Origin of the sequence: Neptuniibacter sp. QD48_11, from assembly GCF_047778095.1 — a bacterium.
In the GTDB taxonomy this organism is placed as follows: Bacteria; Pseudomonadota; Gammaproteobacteria; order Pseudomonadales; family Balneatricaceae; genus Neptuniibacter.
In genome coordinates this window covers 2,894,530-2,918,031 of sequence record NZ_CP180551.1, presented here as the reverse complement: position 1 = coordinate 2,918,031, position 23,502 = coordinate 2,894,530, and the positions used below count along the sequence as shown (strand labels likewise).

At 44.2% G+C, this 23,502-nt stretch carries 18 protein-coding genes; 13 read left to right on the top strand and 5 right to left on the bottom strand.

Annotated features, from left to right (window positions below; all coding sequences use genetic code 11):
* Positions 1–200 precede the first annotated feature (200 nt).
* From ACMXYU_RS13600 to ACMXYU_RS13580, 5 genes are all read left to right on the top strand, one after another.
* Positions 201–728: a hypothetical protein gene (locus tag ACMXYU_RS13600; RefSeq protein WP_415899101.1), complete on the top strand. Its 528-nt coding sequence runs from the start codon at positions 201–203 to the stop codon at positions 726–728.
* Positions 729–1,045: 317 nt separating this feature from the next.
* Positions 1,046–1,645 (top strand): DUF2726 domain-containing protein, encoded by a 600-nt coding sequence (locus tag ACMXYU_RS13595; protein ID WP_415899100.1) that lies wholly within the window; start codon positions 1,046–1,048, stop codon positions 1,643–1,645.
* A gap of 81 nt (positions 1,646–1,726) precedes the next feature.
* Entirely contained in the window at positions 1,727–3,208 is a 1,482-nt protein-coding gene (locus tag ACMXYU_RS13590; protein WP_415899099.1) for an HAD-IA family hydrolase, read from the top strand.
* Positions 3,209–4,207 (top strand): DNA-processing protein DprA, encoded by a 999-nt coding sequence (locus ACMXYU_RS13585; RefSeq protein ID WP_415899098.1) that lies wholly within the window; start codon positions 3,209–3,211, stop codon positions 4,205–4,207. It abuts the gene before it with no gap.
* Between the two features lie 229 nt (positions 4,208–4,436).
* Positions 4,437–5,171 carry a hypothetical protein gene (locus tag ACMXYU_RS13580; protein ID WP_415899097.1) on the top strand — a complete coding sequence of 245 codons (735 nt, stop codon included), beginning with the start codon at positions 4,437–4,439 and terminating at the stop codon, positions 5,169–5,171.
* 189 nt (positions 5,172–5,360) lie between these two features.
* On the opposite strand, the gene ACMXYU_RS13575 is transcribed toward ACMXYU_RS13580, so the two are convergent.
* On the bottom strand, positions 5,361–8,216 hold the full coding sequence (locus ACMXYU_RS13575) for a valine--tRNA ligase (protein ID WP_415899096.1): 2,856 nt from the start codon (positions 8,214–8,216) through the stop codon (positions 5,361–5,363).
* Between the two features lie 347 nt (positions 8,217–8,563).
* Between ACMXYU_RS13575 and ACMXYU_RS13570 the strand changes: the two genes are divergently transcribed.
* The gene (locus ACMXYU_RS13570) at positions 8,564–9,670 is read left to right on the top strand and encodes a hypothetical protein (RefSeq protein ID WP_415899095.1); all 1,107 of its coding nucleotides are present in this window, start codon (positions 8,564–8,566) and stop codon (positions 9,668–9,670) included.
* Positions 9,671–9,965: 295 nt separating this feature from the next.
* On the opposite strand, the gene ACMXYU_RS13565 is transcribed toward ACMXYU_RS13570, so the two are convergent.
* Complete coding sequence (locus ACMXYU_RS13565; RefSeq protein ID WP_415899094.1) at positions 9,966–10,406, bottom strand: DNA polymerase III subunit chi; 441 nt, start codon at positions 10,404–10,406, stop codon at positions 9,966–9,968.
* A gap of 19 nt (positions 10,407–10,425) precedes the next feature.
* On the bottom strand, positions 10,426–11,922 hold the full coding sequence (locus ACMXYU_RS13560) for a leucyl aminopeptidase (RefSeq protein WP_415882268.1): 1,497 nt from the start codon (positions 11,920–11,922) through the stop codon (positions 10,426–10,428).
* A gap of 172 nt (positions 11,923–12,094) precedes the next feature.
* Here ACMXYU_RS13560 and lptF point away from each other — a divergent pair, with 172 nt between their 5' ends.
* The 3 genes from lptF (at position 12,095) to ACMXYU_RS13545 (ending at position 14,773) form a co-directional block, all read left to right on the top strand.
* The gene (lptF, locus tag ACMXYU_RS13555; protein WP_415899093.1) at positions 12,095–13,216 is read left to right on the top strand and encodes an LPS export ABC transporter permease LptF; all 1,122 of its coding nucleotides are present in this window, start codon (positions 12,095–12,097) and stop codon (positions 13,214–13,216) included.
* Positions 13,213–14,301, top strand: a complete 1,089-nt coding sequence (lptG, locus tag ACMXYU_RS13550; protein WP_415899092.1) for an LPS export ABC transporter permease LptG — start codon at positions 13,213–13,215, stop codon at positions 14,299–14,301. Before lptF ends, lptG begins: the two co-directional genes overlap by 4 nt.
* A 130-nt stretch (positions 14,302–14,431) precedes the next feature.
* Entirely contained in the window at positions 14,432–14,773 is a 342-nt protein-coding gene (locus ACMXYU_RS13545) for a four helix bundle protein (RefSeq protein WP_415899091.1), read from the top strand.
* Positions 14,774–14,832: 59 nt separating this feature from the next.
* On the opposite strand, the gene ACMXYU_RS13540 is transcribed toward ACMXYU_RS13545, so the two are convergent.
* Positions 14,833–15,300: an RDD family protein gene (locus tag ACMXYU_RS13540; protein ID WP_415896885.1), complete on the bottom strand. Its 468-nt coding sequence runs from the start codon at positions 15,298–15,300 to the stop codon at positions 14,833–14,835.
* 186 nt (positions 15,301–15,486) lie between these two features.
* Positions 15,487–16,284 carry a tetratricopeptide repeat protein gene (locus tag ACMXYU_RS13535; RefSeq protein ID WP_415896884.1) on the bottom strand — a complete coding sequence of 266 codons (798 nt, stop codon included), beginning with the start codon at positions 16,282–16,284 and terminating at the stop codon, positions 15,487–15,489.
* A gap of 374 nt (positions 16,285–16,658) precedes the next feature.
* Between ACMXYU_RS13535 and ACMXYU_RS13530 the strand changes: the two genes are divergently transcribed.
* From ACMXYU_RS13530 to ACMXYU_RS13515, 4 genes are all read left to right on the top strand, one after another.
* On the top strand, positions 16,659–19,949 hold the full coding sequence (locus ACMXYU_RS13530; RefSeq protein WP_415899090.1) for an EAL domain-containing protein: 3,291 nt from the start codon (positions 16,659–16,661) through the stop codon (positions 19,947–19,949).
* A gap of 409 nt (positions 19,950–20,358) precedes the next feature.
* A complete protein-coding gene (locus tag ACMXYU_RS13525; protein WP_415899089.1) occupies positions 20,359–21,594 on the top strand; it encodes a GGDEF domain-containing protein in 1,236 nt (411 codons plus the stop codon).
* 451 nt (positions 21,595–22,045) lie between these two features.
* Complete coding sequence (locus ACMXYU_RS13520) at positions 22,046–22,225, top strand: hypothetical protein (RefSeq protein ID WP_415899088.1); 180 nt, start codon at positions 22,046–22,048, stop codon at positions 22,223–22,225.
* Between the two features lie 125 nt (positions 22,226–22,350).
* Positions 22,351–23,433: a type II secretion system protein gene (locus ACMXYU_RS13515; protein ID WP_415899087.1), complete on the top strand. Its 1,083-nt coding sequence runs from the start codon at positions 22,351–22,353 to the stop codon at positions 23,431–23,433.
* Positions 23,434–23,502: the final 69 nt, after the last annotated feature.

The window sequence follows — 23,502 nt, the reverse complement described above, 5'->3', positions numbered from 1 at the left end:
GCTAGAGAACGCTTCGCTGCTAGTCGCTAGGACGCCGCTTCGCGGCTAGAGGACGGCTGCGCCTAGAGGACGCCACTGCGTGGCTAGAGGAAAAGCGGAGGGAGTTTCTAACATTTAAGAATTTAACTAATAGATTCTTTCCCATCAATCACCTAGCATGTGGCTCTCTTTATCAAAAACAGATCAAAGGATTTGATTAGATGTTCTTGTATTGGAAAAGGATTTTTCTCAGCGTAACCTCCGCTATCCTGCTCGTGGGATGCGCGTCTACTGCACCCCTGCAACACGCAGTTGTTCACATTCCTCTGGCAGAAACTACTCTCAAGCTAGATGTTAAAAATAACGATCAGCTAGCAATTGGCGAATTTCTGTTATTAAACAGTGATGAAGGCTATGTCAGCATTCAAGTACTTAGCGCTGAGGAAGAGATCGAACTGTGGGACATAACTACCCAAGAGTATCTTGATCAACTTTATGGGACTCGCAAGCCAGAAAATCAGGATATTGTACAAGCAAAGTTAGTATTGTCGGAAAGTGTTGTTTCAACTGACTACTTAGAACACGAAAGCTATTTTGCGATATATCAGAAAGAGCAAGATGGGCGAGAGCGTATCTTCTTTACTGATAAAAATGAGCAATCATCTACGTATTACATTTTAGAAACTGAGGGAAAGGATTCCCGCAAAATATTCTATGGAGAGATAAATGATAATAAGCGCGGAAGATAAGCGATATGCTAAGGCTATACAGGCTTCGCCTTTTAGTGGTTAGGACGCCGCTTCGCGGCTAGAGGGAAAGCGTTTTAACTCGTTTGAAGGCATTGGGATATCTTCAAACCGCTGTCTTTCCAGCGAAGGCTGGAATCTAGTTTTTGCTGAAAAACGATCAGGCCGTCATAAATTACCTCATCTTTATTTATCATTCCTTTCCCTCCTTCAACTGATCCTTATCAATTTGTGTAGTTGTATAAACGCTAATGTATAGGCATTCTTGATTGAAATGAGGCCAAGTGGGCCGTGGATTATCTTCGTCAAAAGGAAAGACGATGGAATGGATTTTGATCTTTGCAGTGTTGATGTTTGTCGCACTGATCTTTTTAAAGAAATTTGCTGCGCAGAGCAGTGACTCTTCAGATAACACATTAGGTTATCGCCAAAAGAAAACCCTATTCACAGAAGCTGAGCGCTCGTTCTTAGGTGTGTTGGATCAATGTATTGATCCTGAGCAGCACCGCGTATTTGGCAAAGTTCGAGTCGCGGATATTGTTGAGCCAAACCCAACTAAAAACCGCAGTGAATGGCAGAAGGCTTTTAATCCCATCAAAGCCAAACACTTCGACTATGTGATCTGCACCGCCGATACACTCAAGCCTGTTTACGCTATCGAGCTAGATGACAAAAGCCACAATCAGAAAAAACGCCAACAGCGTGACCAGCTTTTAGATAACGTCTGCCAAGACTCCAATCTGCCTCTAATCCGTGTACCTGCGAAACGAAGTTACAAGCCTGAAGAAATTAAGGTGGTGCTTTCAAAGCGTTTTACGCAAACACAGACTGGGTCTGCATTTGATCAGGATACTGCTTCGCAGTCAGAGAAAAAGGTAAAGACCGAGCCGGCTAAGAAATTGGATAAAATTAATGCTTAAGGCGTTGATGTTCTGGTGAGAGATATTAAAGGGCTGTGGCCCTTTAATTGCTTTAATTATTTTTCATTATTAAGGAATTATATGGAACGTAATAATACTAAAGTGGATGCAGTTATATTCGATTTAGATAATACATTGGCGAATACGACAGCTCTAAAAGAAATCAGAGATAATCGTAACTTTGAACAGATTAATGATGAAAATCTTTCAAAAGTTTTTCTATACCCTAAAACAGAAAGTGTTTTGGATGGTTTGAAAGAAAAAGAAATTCCTATTGCTTTGGTAACAAACTCGCCAAAGAAATATGCTGAAAAGATTATCAAGCATTTAGACATAGATGTGTTTGATGCTTATGTCTATTACGATGATGTCGCACCAGACGGCGCAAAGCCTGAACCAGATGGAATAAAACTTGCGGTAGAGAAACTAGGGCTAGGCCCTGAAAGTTCAGTTATCTATATAGGAGATGAGCGGATAGACTTTGAAGCGTCATATGCTGCTGAGGTTAAGCCTGTAATGATCTCTTGGGGGTCGAAAGCACCTATCTCTATTATGCCAGCTTCTATACTTAGCTCCGAAAGTCTGCTTGATGATTTAGATGACTTTGAACATATTAATTTGATTGCAGATCGTTGTGCTGAAAATAAAAATTTCTCATTTCATAAAAAACAACTTTATTTTGCTCCACTCGATGTGGATGGAAATATAATTGCTGAGGACAGAGACAAAATACAAACTGTTTGTTTGGGTCGATATTTTAGTCAAGGCAGTGAAATAACAGCTAATCTTCATGATAAACACCCTTTATCTGTAGAAATCTATAAGAAAGAAACGAATAAAGGTAGCTATTGCTTACCTTCATATCTTGTCGATTTATCAATCCATGCCGTTAATAAGATATCAGAATATTTTTATGGGAATCGAAATGGGTTTGATATTGTCACTGTAATTCCGGCCAAGAGAGGAGGGAACAAGCGATTAGAAAATATGTTGAAGCGTATGGCCAGAGAATCTGAACTGAAGGCTGATTTCATAGGAGATTTGTTTGAATTTTCAGTTGGCAGTAAAAGCCTAAAGACACTCGGTGGAGCGCATGCAAGATATGAGGAATTACTAGATAATTACGATATAAAAGCGAAATATAAGCGGAATGATTTTTTAAAAGATAAAAAAATTATCGTCATTGATGATGTGATCACTACTGGGTCGACATTAAAGAGGTCTTTTGAATTATTAGAGCAATGTGGTGTTTCGCGTTCGCTTGGTCTTTCCTTTGCAAAGACAGTTAGTATTAATAAAGGCTCAAAAGAGTGCGAGAAGTGTGGTCGTAGAATGAGGATCAGAAAAGGTAAATATGGCCGGTTCTGGAGTTGTGTTGGGTACTTTGACGATCAAGACCAATGTAAGCATACAGAAAATATTTTAGAGATCGTAAAGACTTGCCCTAAGTGTGGTGGCGGATTGTCAAAAAGAAGGAATAGAAGGGATAATAGTGAATTTTTGGGCTGCGAAAATTATTCTAATAAAGAGAAACCGTGTGACCATACCGAAGGGATCAGCTAGGTGGTAACTAAAGCAACATACAATCTTATAGCTCTCAGTAGAATTTCTGGAGTAGGGCCGAAGGCCCTGCTCAGGTTTACTAATGAATTAGAACTGAGAACTTCTAATCTTAAGGAACTACTGGAGCAGCCGGTCTTAAAAAAAATTACCGAAAATAATGAGATTGATGAGCTTCTTTCTTATGCGGACAGGCAATTGGATTTTTCTGAAAGGTTCGGGCACAAAGTAGTCTCGGTATTAGATGACAAGTACCCCGGAATTCTTAGAATGATGGAAACCCCTCCCCCGCTCCTGTTTTATGCGGGTGATCTTGATATTCTAGAAAAGAAAACCCTTGCAATAATAGGGACAAGAGAGCCTACAGAAGCAGGAGAAATTATTGGGGATCGAATTTCTAGCTGGTTTTCTAGTAAAGGTTGGGTGATTGTAAGTGGTTTGGCAAAAGGGGTAGATACAATCGCACATAGAGCGTGCATGAAAGCAGGTTCTAAAACTGTTGCTGTTTTAGCTCAAGGACTGAATTTTGATAAAGTGTATCCGGCTGAGAATAGGGATCTCTGTCAAAGAATTGTAGATGAGGGGGGGCTTGTTCTATCAGAATATGCCTATGGTGTTAAAGCGTTAAGAGGTAATTTTGTAGCGAGAGACAGAATTCAAGCAGCTCTTGCTTATGGAGTTACCTTGATTCAATCTGATCTTAAAGGCGGCAGTATTCATGCATCTAGGGCCATAATTGATTTTGGACGTCTACTTTTGGTTGCTGGGCAGTCAAAAAATGATATTGCAGAAGGGCAATCAAAAATAGCTGCTAATCAGGTCTTACTTGGCCATGATGTTGAAATGAAAAAGAAAGTATTGCGGCTAAACTCGTATCCCGATAATTTGGTTTTTAAATTATTCGATAGAGAGTGTTTATCAGAAGCTGAAACTATGTTGCTCGATAATTTTAAAGAGCTCAAAAATAAACAGTCTAGAGAAAAAACTGAAAGTTTATTTTGAGTCTTGAGTAATTAAAGGGGTCAAAGCCCTTTAATTCATACAATAAAAAAACCAGATAATTGTCTTGTCTGGTTTTTTTGCTTTTAAAGCTTTTTCTAACCACTCTAGCGGCGCAGCCGCGTCCTAAGCGCGAAGCGTTCTAGAAGCGTAGCGGTCTGCCCTTAAGCGAGCCCCTCATTTCATTGCTAGACTACATACAGCTTTTTGTAGATCTATTGGTGGAGCCCTAGTGAAGATAAGAACTCTCTGTCTCTCTTTGTTTTTGATACTGAATGTAAATAACCCTGCGTGGGCGGACGAACATTCAGGGGTGACGCTCATCTCTACGGAGTTGATGTCCGGTCTTTTGGAGAAAAGAGAGGGCATGATAGAGGGGATCTATCCGGATTTCTTTGCTCAAGCCGCGAGCAAAGCTGAAGTAACAATAGATTACCGCATCGTGCCGTGGTCCCGTGCTGTCTTAGAAACGGAAAAATCTAAGAAATATCTTCTTTTCCCATTTACCCGTACGACCGAGCGGGAAGAGCGATTTAGTTGGTTGGCGAAGCTATGGGAAGTGCCGATCTGCTTTATCTCTTCGACTCGCCCTATGAATTCCTTTGAGGAAGCAAAGCTTGCCGAAGGGATTATGGTTTGGCGTGGGTCTTCTCATCTACGAAAGTTGGTAGAGCTGGATTTTGCGAACTTGATTCCTTTTGATGATCCGCGCTTGGTTAAGCGAGTTTTATCAAAAAGGAAAAATGTTGCTTGGTATACCCCATGCAATGAAGGGCTGTCACTTTTGGGTATGTTCAATGCTGAACAGCCAATTATTATCGGTAAGGTGGTGGATCATGAAGAGGTTTGGCTAGCAGGTGGTAAGAACTTTATTTCTTCTGAGGAGAGGCAGCGCTTCTTAAATGCTGTGTCTGAGTTGGCCCCTGAAGGTACGCTAAGGCGCAGAATTCTGATCGAAGGAAGGTAAAAATAATTGCTCGAGGTTTCGCTTTCTTATACTTGCGGCTGAAAACCTTGGATTCCAGCCTTCGCTGGAATGACAAAATAAAAAAGCCCAGACCTAAGTCTGGGCTTTGTATTTTAAGCTTTTTCTAACCACTCTAGCGGCGCAGCCGCGTCCTAAGCGCGAAGCGTGCTAGAAGCGTAGCGATCTGTCTTAAAGCGCTTCGATCTTACCGTATTGCTCTTTCAGCTTGTCGAATGCTGCTTGAGAGCCTGCAAGTTTCTCACGCTCTTTTGCGATAACCGCTTCTGGTGCGTTAGATACGAACTTCTCGTTACCTAGCTTACCTTCAACACGGCTGATCTCTTTCTGTAGCTTGTCTAGTTCTTTCTGTAGACGAGCAAGTTCAGCGTCTTTGTTGATTAGGCCGGCCATTGGTACCAATACTTCCATATCGCCCACTAGCTGAGTTGCTGCCATTGGTGCTTCATCACCGGCATTTAGCCATGTGATGCTGCTTAGCGATGCTAGTTTAGATAGGAAGGTACGGTTTGCTTCTAGACGTTGTTTGTCTAGGTCACCACCGTTCTGGAACAGTACGTCTAGCTCTTTAGCTGGGGAGATACCCATCTCACCACGGATGTTACGTACACCTGTGATTACGCCTTGTAGCCATTCGATCTCTGCTTCAGCATCGCTATCGATCTTGTCAGTGCTTGGTACAGGGTAAGCCTGAGTCATGATGGTGTCGCCTTCAACACCGGCTAGACCTTTAACCTGCTGCCAGATCTCTTCTGTGATGTACGGCATGATTGGGTGAGCAAGACGTAGGATTGCTTCCAATACGCGAACTAGGGTGCGGCGAGTACCGCGCTTAGCAGCTTCCGAAGCGTCTTCGTCCCACAATACTGGCTTAGACAGCTCTAGGTACCATGCACAGTAGTCGTTCCAGATGAAGTCGTATAGTGACTTAGACGCCATGTCGAAACGGTACTCATCGAAGTGCTTAACCACTTCAGCTTCTACCGCTTGTAGACGGCTAGCGATCCAGCGATCTGCTAGAGAAAGTTCTACATCACCGCCGTTCTGGCCGCAATCTTCACCTTCAGTGTTCATTAGCACGTAACGTGCAGCGTTCCAGATCTTGTTACAGAAGTTACGGTAACCTTCTAGGCGCTTCATATCCCAGTTGATGTCACGGCCAGTCGAAGCCAGTGCCGCAAGGGTGAAACGCAGTGCGTCAGTACCGTGTGCCTGAATGCCTTCTGGGAACTCTTTCTTAGTACGTTTGCCGATCTTCTCAGCCAGTTGTGGCTGCATCATGTTGCCGCAACGCTTTTCTAGCAGCGTATCTAGCTCGATGCCGTCGATCATATCCAATGGGTCTAGTACGTTACCTTTGGACTTGGACATCTTGTCGCCGTTTTCGTCACGGATCAGACCGGTAACGTAAACAGTTTTGAATGGTACTTGTGGGTTGCCGTCTTCATCTTTCATGAAGTGCATGGTCATCATGATCATGCGTGCTACCCAGAAGAAGATGATGTCGAAACCTGTTACTAGCACATCAGTAGGGTGGAACGTTTGTAGACGCTGAGTGTTTTCAGGCCAGCCCAGTGTTCCGAATGTCCATAGTGCCGAGCTGAACCATGTATCTAGAACGTCATCGTCCTGACGTAGTTCAACTTCTGGATCTAGACCGTATTTTTCACGAGCAGCTTCTTTGTCGTTTGCTACGTATACGTTGCCTTCGTTATCGTAGAAGGCTGGGATACGGTGGCCCCACCAAAGCTGACGAGAGATACACCAGTCTTGAATGTCGCGCATCCAAGCGTTGTACATGTTCTCGTACTGCTGTGGTACAAATTTGATATCGCCTTTTTCTACTGCTTCAACTGCTGGTTTTGCTAGCGTCTTCGCATCAGCAAACCACTGGTCAGTTAGCATTGGCTCGATAACTACGCCACCACGGTCGCCGTAAGGAACCGTCATGTCGTTTTCTTCGATCTTAACTAGCAGGCCAGCTGCTTCGAAATCTGCAACGATTTCACGACGCGCCGCGAAACGTTCCATGCCACGGTATTTCTCCGGGATGTTAGTGTCGATATCGTTGTTTGGCGTACCGTCAGTGTTAAAGCCTTCACCTTCTTCGCGGATATCAGCGTTGTAGGTTAGGATGTTGATCATTGGTAGATTGCAACGCTTACCAACTTCGTTATCGTTGAAGTCGTGAGCAGGTGTGATTTTTACGCAACCTGTACCTTTTTCCATGTCAGCGTGTTCGTCGCCAACAATTGGAATGCGACGGCCAACAAGCGGTAGAACGATCTCTTTACCGATCAGATCTTTGTAGCGCTCATCTTCAGGGTTAACCGCAACACCAGTATCACCCAGCATTGTTTCTGGACGAGTCGTACCTACAACGATGTGGTCTTCGCCAGCCGCAGTTTTTACGCCATCAGCTAGTGGGTAACGTAGGTACCACATCTTGCCTTTGACTTCTTTGTTCTCAACTTCCAGATCAGAGATCGCAGTGTGAAGTTTAGGGTCCCAGTTTACTAGACGCTTGCCACGGTAAACCAAGCCTTCGTCGTACAGACGGATAAATACTTCTTGAACCGCGTGGTAGAAACCAGAGTCCATTGTGAAGCGCTCGTTCGCCCAATCTACAGAGTTACCTAGGCGACGCATCTGGCGAGTAATTGTACCGCCGGATTCTTCTTTCCATTCCCAGATCTTTTCGATAAAGGCATCACGGCCTAGATCGTGACGAGACTTTTGTTCTTCAGCTGCAAGCTTGCGCTCAACAACCATCTGCGTAGCGATACCCGCGTGGTCTGTACCTACCTGCCACAGCGTGTTTTTACCCTGCATACGCTTGTAACGAGTTAGAGCATCCATGATGGTGTGCTGGAAAGCGTGACCCATGTGCAGGCTACCGGTGACGTTCGGTGGCGGAATCATGATGCAGTAAGAATCACCTTCGCCTTGAGGTGCGAAGTAGTTGTTGTCTTCCCAGGTTTTGTACCAGGATTTCTCGATTTCGTGCGGCTGGTAAGTCGTATCCATTGCGCTCTGAGTCTTCTGAAAATCTGTCGAATTAGGCCGCCCGAGAGTTGCCGTGGGCAGCACGCATAAAGTCCAACATTATACAGGTTTAAAGCGGTTAAACCCAGATCAGAGCGGCTAAAAACAGCTAAAGGCAGGAATGAAAAGGGCAGTTAAAAGCAGGGAAGATCAGATTGAGTAGAGTAAAAAGTGATGCTCTGTTGGTTATAACTATTTATAAATAATCTACGCTGTCTTTAGCTGTCTTTAGCTGTCTTTAGCAGTACCTAGCCGTCCCTTGCCTGCCTTTCACCCGCCTTTACAACTTCTATACTTATAAGTATCAAAGTTATTGCGGAGGTACGAACATGAAACAATGTTATGCCACACGCGGTTTTTTACCTTGTCAGGATCCGGCGACTGAATTGGTTTTGGGGGAGCCTTATGCAGTACTGGATACGGTAGGTAATTCGTTACCGAGTCTGTTATTAGAAAAGGATGCTCGAAACTATCTGCGTCGAGTGTTTGTTCCCGATTGGCCTTATGTAAATATCCCTGATGATCTCTGGCCGCAAGCGTGCCTTTACTATGTTAGGTTGGGTTTTATCGCGTCGGGTTATATCAATCAAATAGGACAACCGAGTTGTCACTCTTTACCTGCTAACCTAGCCCGCCCCTTATGCAAAATTGCTGACCTGATGCAGCGACCACCCATCTTAAGTTACGACGGTTATGCGCTGTTCAATTGGCGAAGGTTTGATATTCGTAAATCTGTTCAACTGGGCAATATCGATACGATTCAGAACTTTGTTCATCTCTATGATGAGCATTGGTTTATCTTGGTTCATATCGAAATAGAGGCTTTGGCAGCTGATATTTTAGATGCGGTTTTAAGTCTGCAAGGTGAGGTCCAGCCTAGAGATGTTGATGCCGCACTCGATAAGATCGCTATGGCGATGACGTCGATTATTCAGGTATTGCAACGAATACCTGAGCGTATGTCGGATGAGCTGTATTTCTCTAAATTCCGCCCCTACATCGGCCAATTCCAAGATGTGGTTTATGAAGGTGTGAATATAGATCCGATCAGCTATCGAGGTGAAACTGGTGCACAAAGCTCGATCATGCCGTTGCTGACGGAATTTATGAAAATCCCTCACCAAGATAATCGCTTAACCCGACATTTGTACGATATGCGTCAGTACATGCCTGTCGATCATCGAGTCATGTTGGAGCAAGTACGTGCTATGCCTGATGTTAAAACCCTGGCAAATTCCGATAAGTTTGATGCTGTGTTAGAACTGATGGCCTGCTTCCGTGAAGTGCATTATCACTGGGCGATTAAATACATCGCACGGCGCTGTAATGATCAGCAAGGTACAGGTGGTACGCCTTACATGCGCTGGCTGAAGTTCCTGATTGAAGAAACCCGTGGGCATAAAAAGTCTGGTGGTAAAGGGACTGTTGTGGCTTGAAGGGCAGGACGCAGCAAAGCTGCTAGAGGACGGCTTCGCCTTTTAGGACGCCATTTCATGGCTAGAGGACGTGGCTTCGCCACTAGAGGAAAAGATTAAAAAAATTATAAGTATTGTGAAGATTCGAAATGATTCGGGGGTATGGTCATTGAGGATCGTATTACTTAGAAATATGAAAAACTAATCCCTTAGTTCCTATAAAGGGTTTTTCTCTAGCAACGAAATTGCGCTCTCTAGCAGCTTTGCTGCGTCCTAAAAGCGAAGCGACCTCTAGCCACGTAGTGGCGTCCTGATACTAAGCCTTCGGCTTAGGGCGCATATCATGCATATCAATCTGGATGCCGTTAGATTGATACAGCTTGTAGTTCTTACGAGTTGAGGTAAGGACGTCTTCTGTTTGCACGACGACTTCTAAGATTCGGTCGAATCCTAGTGCGTCTTCAGGAATATCTAAATTCAGATTAACGAATACGTCTTTATGCTGCGGGCGTTGTTGGTCCCAGCCGATTTGTACGCCAGCTAGGAGGTCTTCGCCTACCAGTTGGTGTGGAATAAATGCTTCAGGGCGGTATTCCCAGAGCAGCTGATCTATATGCTTGGCTTCACTTTCGTTTGCTGTTTGGATGTAAAGTTGGTGCCCTAGTGCACGGATCTTTTCGACTAAACGGCAAAGGAAGCGACCACGGGCATCCGGGTCGCTAGAAGGTAGTACATAGAAATCAGCTTTACTGGTCATCGGTTACTAAGCCTGAGGCTTATTCCTCGTCTGCTGATTGGTTTAGCAGGTACTGAGTTAGTAGCGGAACACAGCGGCCTGTAGCGCCTTTGTTTTTACCACCGCTATGCCAAGCAACACCTGCGATATCCAAGTGAGCCCAACGGTACTCTTTAGTGAAGCGAGATAGGAAGCACGCTGCTGTGATTGTGCCGCCTGGGCGACCACCGATATTTGCAATATCAGCAAAGTTAGAATCTAGCTGCTCTTGGAACTCATCCCATAGCGGTAGCTGCCAAGCTTTATCTGCTGCTTGGTTACCTGCTTGCATTAGTTCTTGTGCTAGATCGTCGTTGTTAGATAGTACGCCAGTAGCGTGGTGACCTAGTGCGATGATGCACGCGCCAGTTAGTGTTGCGATATCTACAACTGATGCTGGCTCAAATTTACCTGCGTAAGTTAGGGCATCGCAAAGCACCAAACGGCCTTCAGCGTCAGTGTTTAGGATCTCAACAGTTTGACCAGACATAGTCGTTACGATGTCGCCTGGCTTAGTTGCATGGCCGCTTGGCATGTTTTCAGCTGCAGCAACGATACCAACAACGTTGATCGGTAGCTCCATTTCACATAGCGCAGTCATTGCACCGAATACGCTTGCCGCACCACACATGTCGTACTTCATCTCGTCCATACCAGCGCCTGGCTTCAATGAGATGCCGCCTGTGTCGAACGTAATACCTTTACCTACAAGTACGTGTGGCTTGTCGCCTTCTTCGCCGCCTTTGTATTCCATAACAATCAGTTTGGAAGGCTGCTCAGAACCATTGCCTACAGAAAGTAGACAGTGCATGCCCAGTTCAGCCATCTCGTCTTCATCAACGATGGTTGCTGTTAGGCTTTCAAATTCGTCGTCTAGTTCTAGTGCTTGTTCGGCTAGGTAAGTAGGCGTACAGATGTTGCCTGGTAGGTTGCCTAGGTCGCGAGCAATGCTCATGCCGTTGACGATAGCTGTACCGTCTAGAAGGGCTGTCTCTGCAACTTCTGCATCGCCATCGTTAACAACTAGAGCAATCTGTTCCAGTTTTAGAGGGTCCGCTTTTTTGCTCTTAGTTTCGTCATAAACGTAAAGCTCAGCGCCTGCCCATTCAACCACATGGCGAAGTTGGCGGTATTGATCAGCGTCGTCGCTTAGTTTGCAATCTAGCGCAAATGTTACGCTGCTCACGCCTGTGCCTTTAACGATGCCCATAACCGCGGTTACGGCTTTACGTAGATTACGGTTGTTACGGTCTTCTTCTTTACCGAAACCAACCAGCAATACACGCTTAGCAGTTACGCCCGGTACTTTGTGAAGTAGAAGTGTTTGTGCTGTTTTGCCGCTGATATCACCTTGGTTGATGATTTCGCTGATGTATCCAGAGCTGGCGCTGTCGACTGCTTTCGCTGCAGGGGATAGGTTGCCATCAGCTTCAACTGCGATGACTAGACATTCTGTTTCTAGTGACTGAATCTCACCATTTACAATTTCAAAATCCATGTTAGCTCCAAACTCACGGCCAGCAGCCGTCTAAACAAGACATTAGGTGCGGATTAAAGGATAATGCCGATACTTTAAAACTCAGTACCTAGGCTTTGACAGATAAATTCCGCTGTAAAGGCCCATAATATAAACCATTTTTGTGTCGGTAACAGTTTCGTAGGGACATAGAGTGATCGTTTTTCGTTATTTATCTCGAGAAGTGCTACTCAGCATGTTGGCGGTGAGTTCGGTTTTGCTCGTCATCATCATGAGTGGGCGTTTTGTTAGATACCTTTCTAAGGCCGCAGCTGGTGAATTAGATCCGAGTGTGTTGTTTGCCATTATGGGGTATCGCTTACCGGGATTTCTTGAGCTGATTCTGCCCTTAGGTTTATTTCTAGGTTTCTTGCTGGGTTATGGTCGACTCTATCTTGAGAGTGAGATGACGGTTTTAGAGGCCTGCGGTATGAGCCAGAAACGATTAGTGGCTTATTCCATGGGGCCGGCTCTGCTGGTGGCTGTTGTTGTCGGCGTTTTATCTGTTTTTGTTTCTCCTTATGGTGCTTCTGAAACAAATAAAATATTTGATGAACAAGAAAGTCGCAGTGAGCTAGAAAGCCTTGTTCCGGGGCGTTTCCAGAAAAATCAAAACAGTGCTCGAGTTACCTATACCGATTCTGTGAGTAAGGATGGTGAGCTAGGTTTAGTCTTTATGGCTGATCGGAATAAGAGTACTAAACGTTTACAGATCACTCTTGCTGAATCAGGCAGTATGGTGACTGATACTGAGCGAGATCAGCGATTCTTAGTCTTAGAAGATGGTTTCCGCTACGAAGGTGTGCCGGGTAAGGCCGATTACACAGAACTTGGCTTTAAACGTTACGGCTCTGAAGTGGAGCGTAAAAACCAAGAGATTCGTTACGACAAAGTAGAGGCGCTTCCAACCTCTGTGCTTTGGGAATCAGACGAGCCTAAGCACCGTGCGCAGTTAAACTGGCGTTTATCGTTACCTGTATTGGCGATAGTGGTGACTCTGTTGGCGGTGCCTTTAAGCCGTGTTAATCCACGTCAGGGGCGCTTTGCACGTCTAGTTCCCTCGATCATTATCTACCTTCTATACCTCACGATTTTGAGCAATATGACCAGTAAAGTGAGTGACGATGAAGCTGCGCCGATTGCTATCTGGATGGTGCATTTCGTCTTTGCTTTGTTTGCGCTCAATATGATTGTTTTTGGCCGTTTCTGGAGTCGGGTCTTTAACCAAATTCCTATGCCGACTTTGCGTATGCCATGGAGTAAGAAAACATCATGAAGCTATTAGATCTGTATATCGCACGTCATGTCTTAGGTGGCTTCTTGGTGGTTCTGCTGGTGGTTGCAGGGCTAGATATGTTGTTTGCACTAGTGGAAGAGCTTAAAGATGTTGAAGGTAGTTATACCTTCGCTGCTGCGGTTGAGTATTCTCTGCTAACCTTGCCGCGTCGTATTTATGAGTTTATTCCGCTATCTAGTCTGATCGGCTGTCTGTTAGGTTTGGGTATCCTTGCTTCAAGTTCTGAGCTTACGGTTATGCGTGCAGCAGGTATCTCTACTTTAGGGATTATCCTGTCTGTAATGAAGCCTGTGTTGCTGATTATTGCGTTTGCATTAGGTCTTGGTGAATTTGTTGTTCCCCATACAGAGCAGCAGGCACAGAGTCACCGCCAAGTAGCGCAAACCGGCAGCAAAGCGATTAATGATGCTAGCCGTGTATGGCACCGGGATGAGCGTACATTTCTGCATATCAATGCTGTAATTCCTGATGGTTCTGTTCGCGGTGTAAGTCGTTACGAGTTCAATGAAGATCTGACACTTGCCCGCTCTAGCTATGCCAAAGTAGGGCGTTATGAAGAGGGTAAGTGGGTGCTTACGAATATTCGTGAAACCCGTTTTCCATCGGCAGAAGATCGAGCGACACCTGCGACATCGTCTGTGACTACGGCAACGATAGAATCCGAAGTATGGGAAAGTGGTTTAACACCCGAACTATTGAAAGTCGTGATGGTTCAGCCGACTAACCTATCGATGAGTGGTTTGCTTTCATACAGTGAATATCTAAAAGAACAGGGGTTAGCATCCTCTCAATACCGAGTAGCTTTCTGGAATAAGCTGCTCTTACCGCTCGCTGTTTTCGCTTTAGTGCTAGTGGCTGTATCTTTCATCTTTGGCCCACTTCGAAGCGTAACTTTAGGTCAGCGTTTGATTACCGGCATTATTGTCGGTCTAGCCTTTAAGCTAACCCAAGATATTCTTGGCCCAACCAGTGCCGTATTTGGCTTTGCGCCGTTTGTCGCGGTTATTATTCCAATTCTGATTTGTGCAGGGTTTGGTTTCTGGTTGCTTAATAGGGCGAAGTAAGGCGAGCGAAGCGCGGCTAAACCCTGCTAAAGTCAGTGAAAAACCGTACAGGCTAAGGGAAGAAGCATCCTAAACAGCGATTGAAATAGTTTGGGAATTTTAAATAGTCATTAGCAACAAGGAGGTTGTTATGAGCTTTGAAACACTTCACGTCTGGAAGAAAGCTTGTAATTTGAGTTGTGAGCTTTATCAGCATTTTGCTAATTGTAGGGATTTCGGGTTTAAAGATCAGATTACCCGAAGTGGTTTATCTATCCCCAGTAATATTGCAGAGGGTTTTGAGCGAGGTTCAGAGAAAGAAAAGAGAAAATTCCTTTTCTATGCTCGAGGATCAGCTGCTGAGCTACGTACTCAAATACTTATTGGCTGCCAAGTAGGGTTTGTTGAGCCTAGTTTGGCTGAAAAGTGGTCAGCGGAGCTGTTTTACATTAAGAAAATGATCAATACATTAATCCAGCAATGTGGAGATTGATGTATTGCCTTTCGCTGCCTTAGCCTGTTTTTAGCTGTATTAAGCTGGTTTTATCTGCCTTATTCCAAAATCTTCGCATTCTTCGGCAGTTCTACCACATGTGTGCCTGATGCTAGGTCATGCCATGTCATCTTCTGTTTGTTGATAAACATCCAAAGGAAGCCTACGCCGAAAGCGGATAGGGAGATGATGCCTACGATGTAACGTATTAGGGATTGAGTGAAGTTAAGGCGGTAGCCTTCTGAGGTTTGTACGCGTAAACGCCAAGCGAGCATGCCGAGGGTTTGACCGTTGCGCATCCAGAAGAAGGAAAGGAACAGGTAAACAATGATAAATAGAGCAGACTGATACACGGCAAAGTAAGGGCTGGTATCTAGGGCTTCGCCGCCGTTGATGGTCATAAGTACACCGGTAGAGACCATTAATAGGGCTGCGACTAACATCAAGTCGTAAACAAAAGCGCCTAAGCGTTTTAGTGGGCTGGCGATTTTGATATCGGCATAAGTTTCTTTAAAGGCTCGGCTCATTTTATCAATACACGTGTAGGGTCGAGTTCAAGACTGGGCTTAACTTGCTGGATCGCGAAAAATGCCCGCTAAAAGTGATCTATCTAAGTGCAGATTTTACATGGAAAGAGCTATGCTTCGCCACCCACGGGCTATTAGGCAATAAAAAAGGCGATCAGATGATCGCCTTTTTAAATTTGGTAGCGCTTATTCTGCAATGTACGTTTTACGGTACTCAGCAGCTAATGCTTTGGCTTCTTCAAGCTCGCTTGGGTTCAGTTTCATTACCAAACGCTTTTCGATAGCTTGTGCAGTTTTGTTACCCAGTTCAGCAGCATTGTGCATCCAAGCGTAAGCTAGGATGTTTGTATCCTGGTCTTTCTGAGAACCGTGGTTGTTAGAGTAAAGCGTACCTAAAAAGAACATCGCGTCAGTGTGACCTTGGTTAGCCGCTTTACGGTACCAACGTTCTGCTTCTTCGAAGTTTTGCTCAACACCTGTGCCGAAGTTGTAGCAGCGGCCAATATTGTGTTGTGCAGCTACATAGCCCTGATCGGCAGATTTTAGGTACCATTCGATCGCCATATCAGCGTTACGTGACATGCCGTAACCGAACTCTGCCATTTCACCCAAACGGTTTTGTGCTTGAGCATCACCAGATTCAGCAGCAGGTTGAACGGTTTTAAGTTCAACTTTGTATTCTTTGTCTTTCAGAGCACGGAGGCTGTTTACGTTAGCCATATGGCCTTGAGAAGCACCGCGCTTGTAGTAACGGCGTGCTTTAGCTTCGTCTACCTCAACGCCCCAGCCATTCTCATACATTTGGCCAAGCATGTTGAGTGCATCTGGGTCGCCTTCTTTTGCCAGTGGCTTCAGCTCTTCAAGTGCTGTTGCGTAGTCTTGCTTGTCAAAGGCTAAAGAGCCTTTGCCTAGATCGGCTGCCATCAGGTTAGTTGTACCAATGCTCAGCATTAGACTTGTAGCTAAAAGAATCTGTTTCTTCATCGAGTGTTGCCCGCATAAATTAGTTTGGGTTCGAGAGAGGCCGACGATTATACCTATATTGGAAAAAATTTGTTTGCTCCAGGTCGTATTTACCTCACCTGCACCTCATAAATGACAATTGTCCGTAGATAAAGTTTTATTAAGAGCTTTCTAATGTATTGTTTTATCTGAAAAAAGAAGTGCTTTCTATTAGTCAGATACTAATTTTTGTACCTACACTAGATTGGAAAGGATGATTATATAAAAGATATTTTTAAAATAAATTATTTGAGTTGTATCTGGATTGATTGATATAAGCACTGATATCAATGTTTTTGCCAGTTGATCTAGGTAGCATCCCTTGATTGCTTGATCTTATTCGAATTGGTTGATGTATGAATTTGAATGCTATTGAAATAGAGGCAGCACCGTTAAAGGCGATTCTAACGCCGAGTGTTATTACTGTCGCACCGGATGCGCCTTTAAAAACTGTGCTGGCGCTCATGCAGAAGCATTCGATTAGTAGCATTGTTGCTATAGACGATTCAGCTAAACCTGTAGGTATCTTTACTGAGAAAGATGCTATTCGTTTAATGCTTGATGATCAGGCTATCTCATCTTTAAGTATGGCTGAGGTTATGAGTCAGCCTGTTATCACTGTTTCCTCTAATCTGGGTTATGCCAAGGCGTACCAAACGATGTCTGAAAATAGCGTCAGGCATCTTGTTGTTGTCGATAGTGATGGACAGCTACTAGGTCTAGTGAGTGAAGGCGATTTTCTCCATCACATGGGGATGGAGTATTTAGTTGAGCTAAAAACCGTTGCCAATTCCATGAGTCGTCGGGTTAAAGGGGTCAGCCCTGAAGAATCTCTGGCGACGGTGCTCTCCACTATGAATACCGATCGCATAAGTTGTGTGGTCGTTGTAGAGAAGGGTTGTCCGGTTGGTATCTTAACCGAGCGGGATATGGTTCGGTTAGCAACAGAGCATCTTGATATAGAAAAGGTAAAAGCTAGAGATGTGATGGCTTCGCCTTTGTTGACGGTTCTACCTGATCTGCCTCTACAAATCGCTAGTCGTATGATGGAGAGCAATCATATACGCCGCCTTGTAGTCGTTGAACATGATGGTTCGCTAAAAGGCATTCTTACACGACACGATATCGCTAAATCTCTACAAGGTTCCTATATAGAGTACCTGCAAGAAACTTTGGCGCGTAAAAGCCGAGATCTAGTAAATACCGAAGCTCGTTTGCGAGATATCGAACAGCGTGATTTTTATCAAAGTTTGGTTGAGCAGGTCAGTGATGCTATCTACATTATCGACGCGGATGATGGCCGAATTTTAGATGCGAACGAGCGTGCATCTGAAAACTTAGCTATGTCGCATAGTGACTTGCTAAGTTTGCGGGTCGTTGATTTGACGGCGGCAAATGATTCTCTTAATTATTGGTTAGAACACCATATTTCCGAACTCAAGGAAAAAGAGGAACAGTTAATAACGACCGAACACCGGCGTTTAGATGGCACTATTTTTCCTGTAGAAATTAAATCGCGCTTAGTTCGCTTTGGGCATAAAGATTATGTTGTTGCTATAGCGCGTGATCTGACTGAACGGTTCCAGGCGATAGATTCCATTCGCGATAGTGAGCAACGCTTTAGGGTGTTGTTTGAGCAATCACCTGTTCCTATGGCTTATGTTGGTTTTGATGGGCGCTTAATTAGCCTGAACCGTGCTTTCACTGCCACATTGGGCTATACAGCAAAACACCTGCCCGATTTAGATACATGGTTTACCTTAGCCCACCCAGACCTGCAGTACCGTAAAGAAGCGCGTGAGCGTTGGTATGGAGCTATTGAGCGAGCGCGCATAACCGACCATAAAATTCCCTTAAGTGAATATAAGATTACTTGCTTGGAGGGTAAGCAGAAACTGATTAACGCCTCGGGTATTACGACTGAGTGTGGTTTCTTGGCTATCTTGGAAGATGTAACCGAACGCAAAAGCCAAGAAGATCGGTTACGACAGGCAGCAGCCGTGTTTGGCAGTACCACAGAGGGGGTGATGATTACCTCGGCTGCGGGTGTTATTCAGCGTGTAAATGAGGCCTTCTGCCGTTTAACGGGATATGACAGTGAAGAAGTGATCGGGCAACCTGCCAAAATTTTGCAATCGGGCCGACATGATGAGCAGTTTTACGCAGTGATGTGGGAGAGTTTGAGGGAAAAAGGCAGTTGGCAGGGAGAGATATGGAATCGTCGCAAGGATGGTGCGGTTTATCCCGAGTTACTGAGTATTAGTCAGGTTACCAATGATTATCAAAAGGTCACTCATTATGTCGGTGTCTTTTCGGATATTTCTAAGCTCAAAGAGTCAGAACAGAAGCTTAATTACTTAGCTCATCATGACATGTTGACCAATCTGCCCAATCGTCTGATGTTGCAATCGCGATTGGAACAATCATTAGCGGTCGCAAAGCGCAAAGATAAGCAGTTGGCGTTGCTGTTGTTGGATTTGGATCGCTTTAAAGATGTAAATGATAGCTTTGGTCATGCCGCTGGGGATGAGTTACTACAACAGGTGGCTGCACTTCTTAAAGAGCGCTTGCGACAAGTCGATCTGGTTTGTCGTATGGGCGGAGATGAATTTGCTCTATTACTGGATGATATCCAGCATCCAGAAGATGCAGGCCTTGTCGCTAATGAAATGATCGAGGCCATTAGTAAGCGTTGGACATTAAGTAATGGACGCGATGTTGCTATAGGTGGCTCTGTTGGTATTAGTATCTACCCGACACAAAGTGAAGATGCTGAGGCATTGCTTCAGCATGCAGATGCAGCATTGTATCGTGCTAAGAGTGAGGGGCGTGGCTGTTTTCATTACTTTACGGAAGAGCTAACTCATGATGCTCGAAGTCGATTAGAACTTGAAGCCAGATTATCTCGTGCGATTGATAACCAGGAACTCGAAGTTTTTTATCAGCCGCAAATCGATTTAGCCTCGGGAGAACTCGTTGGTGCCGAAGCGTTGGTACGTTGGCAAGATCCAGAAACAGGCTTGATTGGTCCCGCCGATTTTATTCCATTAGCGGAACAAACCGGCTTGATTAATCCAATAGGTCGATTTGTTCTTAAGCAAAGTTGTTCACAGCTGAAATCATGGTTGGATAAGGGATATAAGCCGATCTCAATGGCTGTAAATCTATCTACTGTTCAGTTACGCCACACCGATATATGTCAGTTAGTGACTAATGTACTGGAGCAAACGGGATTGCCAGCGCAGTATCTGGAATTGGAGATTACCGAAAGCGCGTTGATGGAAAGAGAGCAGGAGTTTATCGATCTGCTTCATCAGCTTCGAGAGCTGGGTGTTAAAGTCGCGATTGATGATTTTGGTACGGGCTATTCTTCGCTCGCTTACCTTAAAAAATTCCCGATTGATGTCCTGAAAATTGATAAATCCTTTGTCGAGGATATTCCGCAAGATAAAGACGATATGGTGATTGCTGCAACTATAGTTGCCATGGGACACAGCTTAGGTTTTAAAGTCTTAGCTGAAGGCGTAGAGACTGAGGAGCAGCTAAGATTCTTGCAAAGTAAGGCCTGTCACTATTATCAAGGCTACCTCAGTAGTCGACCTGTTCCTTATCTCCAATTTGAAAAAATGCTTGTTAAACTTCAATAGCATTTAGGAACCTGCGAATAAGTCCCATACTTTCTCAGTGAGTTATAAAACGACCAGATACGCGAAAGTCAGTGCAGTGAAATGTCTAGACCTTTTCAAACTGACTGACAAAGTAGATGGACGTTTTAGAACTCACCCTTTGGGGCTTACAGAGCAACTGAATCACTTTGTTAATGATTTTCGACAGGCAACCAGCATGCCTGTAATCATTGCCTCGTGCTTCAATTGCTCTGAAAGCCTGTACCCAAGGGGCATAGCAAAGTCGTATCGGACTTGTTCTCAGGTTCCTTAGTCTTTAGGCTAAAAATGGTCGTTTTTGAAAAAAAGGAGCGTGAACGGTCGGTTAGGTTTCTGCTAATCTAATTTAGAGAAAGAGAAAACAGTACCTGCTGTATTGAGGTTTTGGTTGTTGAGCCCTAAAGCACTGTCATCATCGTTTGGTCAGTTCCTCAAACGATTCACCTTAGTTGCCATTCTTGCATCGATTGTCTTATTGCTATTGAGCGGTTACGCCGCAAGTAAACTTTATGAGCGTTATGTAGTTCGGATAGCGGAATCCAACGCTATTAATCTTACAGAAGCGATTTTTGCTACCTACCGAACCGATCTAAATTCAGCCCTTGAGTCAGCACCGCTTTTACCACCGCAGCTGTTAGCACTGAATAAAACCCTTAGGGACTTTATTCAGCCTTATGGGATCGTAAAAATTAAGCTTTTCGCCCCAAGTGGCATCATTATCTACAGCACCGACCTCAGTATTATTGGGAGGGATGCGAGTGCCAATAAAATGTTGCAGCAGGCGCTTGTTGAGGGAGCGAGTTCTAATATTCAAAGAAAAGACCAGATAAGAGATCTGGCTAATGAAACCCGATTTGATGTTGATGTAGTTGAAAGCTACGTGGCAGTTAGAAACCAGAAAGGTGCACTTATCGGAGTTTTTGAAATTTACCAAGATACATCGGGTTTTAGAGGCGAGGTGCAGCAAGGCATCATCCTGTTTGTCGGTGTATTAGCGATCATCTTGTTTAGCGTTTTTGGTACGGCCTTTGTATTTATGCGCAAAGCTGTGAAGAAAATGATCTACCAGCAAGAGATGCTAGAAGAACTCGCTACGGTTGATGCAGTAACTGGGCTTTATAACCGGGCTGAGATTACAAGAAGAATGGAGGCAGAATGGCAACGTTATAAACGCTCCTCTTCCAAACAGAGTAGTTTTGCTCTGCTGATGTTAGATCTTGATCATTTCAAGAAAGTGAATGACAACTATGGGCATCTAGTCGGGGATAAGCTTCTGCAACTGGTGGCGCATAGGTTGATGGGTGAACTGCGTTCTTATTCCGCTATAGGTCGTTATGGTGGTGAGGAATTTATCGCGCTTATCCCTGATATCTCCTATGCCAGCGCTCAGCAAGTAGCTGATCGATTATTGCGGTTAGTCTCTCAATCTAAATATTCCATTTCAGGATATGAGCTATCTATGTCAGTTAGCATCGGTTTTGCTGTGGCTGAGCCGACCGATCTCAATTTAGACGCTTTAATCAAGCGGGCTGATGATGCCCTGTATGATGCAAAACAGAGTGGCCGAGGTTGTGTTGTGGGTGCTGAAGGTGCAACGCCTGTGTCAAAAGCCCTGCCTAATAAATAAGCACTTACTTATTTTATTGTTGCCAGACATAAGTTTTTGGCAGATTTTGTTGATGTTGGCGCTTTGTAAACAAGGATAAATTCTTTCTAAATTCACCTACATATCTGTTCTATCTTTGTTTGAAATTATATTTGATTTCCCTAATGTTTTTTTTCGCTAGTGGCTTTTATGCCCTAAATTCCCGAATCTCCCTTTCCAATATTTTCTACTAAAAATCAGCCTTCTCTGGGATGAATTCCGGTGTTTATTATTAGGCTTTCAGGAATCTATCATGAATTTCTCGGGATAAAGTTGATCCCAAAGTACTAGAAAAGGTGGCTCCAATGGCCAGTTTGGTAACATTTTTGAAACAGTTACCTTTTCTGTCACGTTTTTCAGACATTGGGCGCTAAGGATTAGTTCCCAACATTTCAAGGAAGTCAGATTAAGCCATAGCCAAGGGCAAAAAATTATGAGCATGGATAAACCAGCAGCTGATCCAGCTAAAAAGAAATTGTTGGAGTTGTTTGAAGATGTGCTTGCTCATGATGGTTACGGCGAGATCCGAATAGAAACGAAAATTCTAAAACGCCAGCAAAAAGAGGTCATTCTCCATTACGGCCGACAGTACCGTTTTGTGGTGGATGTTTAAGCTAGCGAAGAGTTCGTCCCCAATTAAAAGAGTGCAATGCGGGTTTGCATCTTAAAGATTTTTATAACTAAAAATCCAAAAATCTGTGTGAGACAGATGCGGTAAAAATAATAAAGAGAAAAATAATGAACGCTCAACAGATCAAAGAAACGATTCGCAAGTTCAAAAATGCTGACCTGACTCAGGTTAAAGATGCAGAATTACGCGCTAAGGGTGAAAAACTTCAAGGTAAACAGGGCGGTTTTACGCTGCTTGAATTGCTAGTTGTCGTTGCGATTCTTGCGGTAATTGCAGGTGCAGTTATCTCAAATATGGATGGTAACGAAGAAAGTGCAGCTCAAGCTACAGCCGTACATACTATGGCTACACTTGAAAACAGCATGAATGTTTTTAATGTGACTGAAAAACGTTTGCTACCTGCTGGTCTTGATTCTTTGATTTGTTCTGCAGGTGTACAAGCTGATTACACTGCAACTGTTGCTCAAATTGATGGCGCAGCAAGCGTATTGCTAAGTAACAATGGAAATACTTCAAATGTACCACGTGTCGACGGTGGTTTATCAGGTGATATGTTCGGCAAGTTAGGTATTGCTAACATCGGAGCTGAAGCTGTTACTGCGTTGGCTAATAATGGTATGACTAGCCTTCGTTATGTGAATAACGAACTTTGTAATAACACTACGGGTAACAACTTGTTCACTGCAGCAGGTGGCTTTGATCAAGATGTTGAAGAGATTCCTTTAGTAGAAGTAACTAAACCATCAATGGTATTCAATACGCCTCTTGTTGAAGATGATGAGTGGGAGTTTGGTGCAGGTGCTGCTGTAGACCTCACAGGAGCTATTACTACTGAAACTATACCTGTGGCACTTTTCAATGAGCCTGAAGAACTTGGCGAAGAAGATAATGCAGTATTGGCTGTATTTGGTGTTGGCCCAAGTGCTGAGCTAGATGCAGTTATTGCTCGTGCGCCTCAAGATGGTAATGCGCCTGCAGATAAATATTCTAACTACTCTATCGTAGTGAAAATTGCAGAATGTGATACTGGCGACGTAGGTGACTTACTTGATCCAGCTAACACAACAGATTGTTTAGTAGCGAACTGGGAAGAAGTTGGCGAAGAGCTTGAAGTTGTAGCGATTCTTGATGCTGGTGGCGACGCTTATGACGATGAGATCGCTGAAGCTAAAGGTAACGAAGAAGAGTAATGCTTATTTCTAAAAAGGCAGGGGCTTAGCTCCTGCCTTTTTTGTTAGAAATATTTGTAATTTTTTGCC